1 protein-coding gene is annotated in these 1150 nt (G+C 30.1%); it reads left to right on the forward strand.

What is annotated here, in order from left to right; translation table 11 throughout:
* Nucleotides 1-1120 (forward strand): hypothetical protein (locus H612_RS10065; protein ID WP_035500346.1); only part of this gene is annotated, 1120 nt, incomplete at its 5' end.
* Between the last annotated feature and the right edge of the window lie 30 nt (nt 1121-1150).

Consider the following 1150-nt stretch of genomic DNA (forward strand, 5'->3'; position numbering starts at 1 on the left):
TGAAGTAGACACATTAAAATCGTCGGTTGACCAAGGATTAGTACAAGCTGAAAAGAGTTGGTCACCTACATCAAAAACATTTATATTGCCAAACAAAAATGATATGGGATGGGCAAACACCATAGAAGGAAAATGGTTGGAAAAAGACTACTCCCAAGAAGAGATAAGTTACAAAGAAACATTAAAATTACAATATGGATTTGATGATAAAACGACTAGAATAATAATAAAGTTAAGAAGAAACATATATAAAGACCCTAAAATACCAAATACCCAAAAAGACTATATATTTACAAGGCTACTTGGCGGATTATATTATGATGAAAATGGCTCAATTACACGAGCGATGTGGCAAAATACTGCGGGAAATGGTATGAAGACTAAGTATATAAATTTAAGTATAAAGGAACAAATGATAGATTTCTTTAACTTAACAGATGGTGAATATGAATATTTAAAATATAAGGTTAGAATACAGCATGGAGGGTATACTACTTATCATATTAATTTAGAAGAGGATCAACGCAACGAATATAAAAACAATATGGAAACTGGACTAGGATATAAAATAACAGATAGTGAATTTGAAAAACTGTGGAATAACCAAATAGATTCATTTAGAGGAAAGACAGATTTCGCTCATCAGTATATTACGATGGCAACACATCTTTACGATAACCTACGCCTTGCCGACCTTCGAGGTGGACACAAAAACACAAATGATATGGCGGGTTGGTTAGGAGATACAACAGATATAGCTGATACCAAACCAAGTATAGGCAATGATGATTATAAAGCTGACTTAGACGCAGTTAATATAATAAGTTCAATGAAAAATAATAATACTAACTTTATTGAAGCAAGCAACCGTTACTACGATAAACTGACAAATAATACTTATAATCGTGCGGAAGAATTCAAGAAAAATATAAATTTCAATGAGGTTAAAAATAAAATTTATACACAACTTAATATGTTACAAATAAATAAAAACGGAATTTGGGTGAACAAACCAAGTAATATAGAGTATATAAAGGAGAATTATCCACAAACATATAACTTTATAAAGAGTGTAGAGAATAACCAAAATGATATACAAGATTATTATAATGAAAGGTAGGAAAACTTATGAAAAAGATAAATAAGAAAT

The organism is Gemella cuniculi DSM 15828 (assembly GCF_000425665.1).
GTDB lineage: Bacteria > Bacillota > Bacilli > Staphylococcales > Gemellaceae > Gemella > Gemella cuniculi.